The sequence below is a fragment of the Streptomyces sp. 150FB genome, from assembly GCF_000818195.1.
Classification (GTDB): domain Bacteria; phylum Actinomycetota; class Actinomycetes; order Streptomycetales; family Streptomycetaceae; genus Streptomyces.
Genome location: NZ_JTHL01000001.1, coordinates 6,358,744 through 6,363,733 on the forward strand (window position 1 = coordinate 6,358,744; position 4,990 = coordinate 6,363,733).

5 protein-coding genes and 1 pseudogene are annotated in these 4,990 nt (G+C 71.7%); 2 read left to right on the forward strand and 4 right to left on the reverse strand.

The genetic code is table 11. The features are described 5' to 3' along the window. Positions 1-140: 140 nt before the first annotated feature. The 4 genes from QR77_RS27500 to QR77_RS27515 form a co-directional block, all read right to left on the reverse strand. The gene (locus QR77_RS27500) at positions 141-464 is read right to left on the reverse strand and encodes a multidrug efflux SMR transporter (RefSeq protein ID WP_040024742.1); all 324 of its coding nucleotides are present in this window, start codon (positions 462-464) and stop codon (positions 141-143) included. Between the two features lie 91 nt (positions 465-555). After that, positions 556-1,566 carry a ribosome small subunit-dependent GTPase A gene (gene rsgA, locus QR77_RS27505; RefSeq protein ID WP_040024743.1) on the reverse strand — a complete coding sequence of 337 codons (1,011 nt, stop codon included), beginning with the start codon at positions 1,564-1,566 and terminating at the stop codon, positions 556-558. A 4-nt stretch (positions 1,567-1,570) separates the two neighbouring features. After that, positions 1,571-2,923 (reverse strand): 3-phosphoshikimate 1-carboxyvinyltransferase, encoded by a 1,353-nt coding sequence (gene aroA / locus QR77_RS27510; RefSeq protein ID WP_040028752.1) that lies wholly within the window; start codon positions 2,921-2,923, stop codon positions 1,571-1,573. Positions 2,924-3,033: 110 nt separating this feature from the next. Continuing rightward, complete coding sequence (locus QR77_RS27515) at positions 3,034-3,807, reverse strand: M50 family metallopeptidase (RefSeq protein ID WP_052489101.1); 774 nt, start codon at positions 3,805-3,807, stop codon at positions 3,034-3,036. A 49-nt stretch (positions 3,808-3,856) separates the two neighbouring features. Between QR77_RS27515 and QR77_RS27520 the strand changes: the two genes are divergently transcribed. Both QR77_RS27520 and QR77_RS47555 read left to right on the forward strand, forming a co-directional pair. Further along, positions 3,857-4,672 carry an SOS response-associated peptidase gene (locus tag QR77_RS27520; protein WP_040024744.1) on the forward strand — a complete coding sequence of 272 codons (816 nt, stop codon included), beginning with the start codon at positions 3,857-3,859 and terminating at the stop codon, positions 4,670-4,672. Positions 4,673-4,794: 122 nt separating this feature from the next. Beyond that, positions 4,795-4,990: pseudogene (locus tag QR77_RS47555) on the forward strand (hydrolase); the annotation flags it as partial.

A 4,990-nucleotide genomic window follows, 5' to 3' on the forward strand; every position in this document is an offset into this window, starting at 1 on the left:
GGCCGCGCTCGGCGACAGTGTCACCGGTCAGGCCTCGGCCGCCGCGCTGCTGTACCGGTGCGAGCTGGCGGCGAGGATCGCGCTCGCCCATGTCGTCGCGCCGTCGGCGGAGTCCGTCGGTCAGCAGGTCCGTACGGCGGTCAGTGTGCCGAGCCGGAGAGTTGGAGGCCGATGACGCCGATGATCACCAGCGAGATCGAGACCAGCTTCAGTACGGAGACGACGTCGTCGAGGAAGACCATGCCGTAGATGGCGGTGCCCGCGGCCCCGATGCCGGTCCACACCGCGTACGCGGGACCGACGTCGAGCTTCTTCAGCGAGAGCGTCAGCAGACCGAAGCTGGCGAGGGCGAAGCTCGCGAAGGCGAGCGTCGGCCACAGCCGGGTGAAGCCGTGGGAGAGTTTGAGACAGACGGCGAAGCCCGTCTCCAGAAGTCCTGCGACGACAACCAGCAGCCACGCCATGGTCGAGTGCCTCCCCGCGTAGGTGACTGCCTGGTCCCGTTCGGTGCGATTATGCACTTACCAGCCTCGATGGCCCGCAAACGTGGAGGGCTCAGTCGCCTTCGCGTCGCTCCCTGGTGGCGAGCAGCCGCCGCAGCGAGTAGAGGCGCGCCGGGTCGGCGTGGCCCTCCTCGACCCACTTGTCGAGGGCGCAGTCAGGCTCGTCGTGACTGCACGCGCGCGGGCAGCCCTCCGTACCCGGCACCAGGTCGGGGAAGGCGAGGATGACGCGCGACGGATCGACGTGGTGCAGGCCGAAGGACCGGATGCCCGGGGTGTCGATGACCCAGCCGTCCGCCTTGGCCAGCGGCAGTGCGAGCGCCGAGGTCGTGGTGTGCCTGCCGCGCCCCGTGACGGCGTTCACGAGGCCGGTGACCCGCTGCCTGTCGTCCGGCACCAGCGCGTTGACCAGGGTCGTCTTGCCGACACCCGAGTGACCGACGAAGGCGGTGACCCGGCCGTCGAGATACTCCCTGACGCGGTCCGCCGCCTCACCCGTGGCCAGTTCGTCGCGTCTGGTGACGACATAGCGGATGCCCAGCGTCCGGTAGATCTCCAGCAGTTCGTCGGCGGAGGCGAGGTCGGACTTGGTGAGGACGAGCAGCGGCTCAAGTCCCGCGTCGAACGCGGCGACCAGACAGCGGTCGATCAGCCGGGGGCGCGGCTCGGGATCGGCGAGCGCGGTGACCACGGCCAGTTGGTCGGCGTTGGCGACGACCACCCGCTCGAACGGATCGTCGTCGTCGGCGGTGCGCCGCAGCACCGAACTGCGCTTCTCGATGCGGATGATGCGCGCCAGGGTGTCCTTCTTGCCGGACAGGTCGCCGACCAGGCTGACCCGGTCACCCACCACGGCGGCCTTGCGGCCCAGTTCGCGGGCCTTCATCGCCATCACGACGCGGTCGCCGACGAGGCAGGTGAGCCGGCCGCGGTCGACCGTCAGGACCATGCCCTCGGAGGCGTCCTCGTGCTTCGGGCGGATGTTCGTACGGGGCCGGTTGCCCTTCGGGTTGGGGCGGGAGCGGATGTCGTCCTCGTCGGGGTTCTTGCCGTAGCGGCGCATCGCCTCAGACTCCCGCACCCGCGAGCATTCCGGCCCACATCAGTGGGAAGTCGGGGAGGGTCTTGGCTGTCGTGCCCACGTTCTCGATCTCCACTCCGTCGGTGACCAGGCCGATGACCGAGCCCGCCGTGGCCATGCGGTGGTCGTCGTACGTGTGGAACACACCGCCGTGCAGCGGGCGCGGGCGGATGTGCAGCCCGTCGGCGGTCTCGGTGACATCGCCGCCGAGTTCGTTGATCTCCTTGGTGAGCGCGGCCAGCCGGTCCGTCTCGTGGAGCCGCAGATGGGAGACGCCGCGCAGGGTGGAGGGCGAGTCGGCGAGGGCCGCGACGGCGGCGATGCCGGGCGTCAGCTCCCCGACCTCGCTCAGGTCGACGTCGATCCCGTGAACGCGGCCGGTGCCCCTGAAGGTCAGCCCGCCGCCCTCGGCCGTCGTCGTGAAGGCGCAGGAACCGCCCATCTCGGTGAAGATCCGGCGCAGCGCGTCCCCCGGCTGTGTGGTCCGCTCGGGCCAGTCGGGGATGGTGACCCGGCCGCCGGTCACCAGGGCGGCGGCCAGGAACGGCTGGGCGTTGGAGAGGTCGGGCTCGACGGTCAGGTCGCGGCCGAGCACCGCGCTGGGGGAGACCCGCCACACGTCGGGCTCGCCGCCGGTCTCCGGCTCGTCGACCTGGGCGCCGACCCCGCGCAGCATGTCGACGGTCATCCTGATGTGCGGCATGGAGGGGAGGGCGGAGCCCACGTGCCGCACCTCCACGCCCTGGTTGAAGCGCGGGCCCGAGAGCAGCAGGGACGAGACGAACTGGGAGGACGCCGAGGCGTCGATCTCCACCGAGCCGCCGTCGAGCGCGCCCGCGCCCTGCACGGTCAGCGGGAGCGCGCCCCGGTTCTCGTCGTCGATACGGGCGCCGAGGACGCGCAGCGCGGCGATGACGGCGCCGAGCGGACGCTCGTACGCACGCGGGTCGCCGTCGAAGCGGACCGGGCCGTCGGCGAGCGCGGCGACGGGCGGCAGGAAGCGCATCACGGTGCCGGCGTTCCCCACGTCCACGGTCGCGGGACCGTACAGGCCCGCCGGGATCACCCGCCATGCCTCGCCGGTGTGGCCGGGGGCGGCGGAGCTGGACGATACGGTCTCCTCGATGCCGACCCCCATGGCGCGCAGCGCGTCCGCCATCAGCAGGGTGTCGCGGGAGCGCAGCGGGCGGCGCAGCCAGCCCGGCTCGGCGGCCAGCGCGGCGAGGACCAGGCCGCGGTTGGTGACCGATTTGGATCCGGGCACGGTGACCGTCGCTTTGACGGACCCGTTTGCGTAGGGGGCGGGCCAGAGGGCGGGCTGCACGGAACTTTCGGTCATGGCCTTCACTTTAGTGGCTCCGGCACAACCCGGTTCCTGATCAAATACGGCGAAACCAGTACGTAACGCAGGGGTGATAGGGGCAAGCCATGGCCATGGGTGTTACAGGCTCAGCCCAGGCCCAGCAGCCAGCGTCCGCCGCCGATCAGTGAGCAGAGCGAGACGGCGTGGAAGAGGAGGAACCACATCGCCGGCGGCGCGTGCGTCAGCCGCGCGAGCTGATCGGCGTCGGAGTCGCCCGCACCTCCGCGACGCCGCTTGGACTGGAGCTCGAAGGGCGGCCGTACGCCTCCGAGGAGCAGGAACCAGACCGCCGCGTACGCGAACGCCGACTGGACTGCGGGACCCGTCAGCCAGGAGACGAGCAGGAAGGCGGCGCCCGTGACGAGGACGGTGAGCACCCCGTACGCGTTGCGGATCATCACCAGCATCGCGAGCAGCAGGACCGTCGCCAGCCACAGGAACAGCGTGATGTGGTGGGCGGCGAGCAGCCAGGCGCCGCCGAGGCCCAGCAGCGGCGGGGCGGTGTAGCCGGCGGCCGCTGTGAGGATCATGCCGATGCCGTGCGGCTTGCCCCGGCTCACGGTCAGGCCCGAGGTGTCCGAGTGCAGCCGGATGCCGTCGAGACGCCGTCCCGACAGGAGCGCGATCAGCCCGTGCCCGCCCTCGTGGCCGATGGTGATCGCGTTGCGCGAGAGCCGCCAGGCCGGGTGCGGTATGACAAGAGCGAGCGCGACGAGTCCCGTCACGATCACCAGCCAGGCGGCGGGGGCGGGCTGGGCGCCGAAGACGCGGTCCCACAGGTCGCTGATCGGGCCGACGGCTGAGGAGGCCGTGTCCGCGGGCGATGCCGACGTTATGGATGCGGTGTCGGTGCTGGCCATGTCTCGGGCGGCTCCTCAGCTCGGTTCTGATCGTGGCAGTCTGGCACTCATGTGTGGACGGTATGCGGCGAGCAGGCGCCCCGAGGACCTGCAAGGGCTCTTCGGTGTGGAGAAGTGGGAGCCCGAGGAGACCCTCGCACCCGACTGGAACGTGGCCCCGACGAAGGAGGTCTACGCGGTTCTGGAGCGTCCGGTGAAAGACGCTCCCGAGCCCCGCCCGGTTCGCCAGTTGCGGAAGCTGAAGTGGGGACTCGTACCTTCCTGGTCGAAGACCCCCGAGGGCGCGGCCCGGCTGATCAACGCGCGGGCCGAGACCGTGCACGAGAAGCCCTCCTTCCGGCGGCCCTTCGTCTCACGGCGCTGCATCCTGCCCGCCGACGGCTATTACGAGTGGGTCACCGGGTCCGACGAGCGGGAGCTGGAGGAACAGGGGAAGAGGAAGCGGCCCCGGAAGCAGCCGTACTTCGTCGCCCCGGCCGACGGGTCGGTCATGGCGCTGGCCGGTCTGTACGAGTTCTGGCGCGACAGGACGCTGCCCGACGACCACCCGGGCGCCTGGTGGGTGACCTGCTCGGTGATCACCACGGAGGCTGACACGGCGCCGCTGGGCGTCGCCCCCGCCGAGGGCCCGGCATCGCTGGCCGACATCCACCCCCGGATGCCGCTGATGCTGACCCCCGACCGCTGGGACGCCTGGCTGGACCCGGCCCGTACGGACCCCGATGAGCTGCGCTCCCTGCTCGCGCCGCCGCCCGCCGGGATCATGCGCGCGTACCCGGTCGCCACGGCTGTCAGCAATGTCCGCAACAACGGGCCCGAGCTGCTGGAGGAGCTGGCGGCGCCGGAGGAGAGCACGCTCTTCTGAGACGCGCCTCCGACCTGACCCGCGCCTGCCGGCCTGACACGCGCCCCCGCCGCGGGCTGCCGGGGCGTCCTGCCGAGGCCGAGCCCGGCAGGATGGACCGGGTGACGAGCAACAGCGGCGGTATCCGTGAACAGGTCGTGGCGACACCGGCGGGGGACGCCCGCATCACCTGGCATCCCGCGACCCGGCCCCGCCTCGTGCTGGCCCTCGGCCACGGCGCCGGCGGCGGGATCGGCGCGCGCGACCTCCAGGCGCTCGCCGGGGCCCTCCCCGGGCTGGGGGTGACCGTGGCCCTGGTCGAACAGCCCTGGCGGGTGG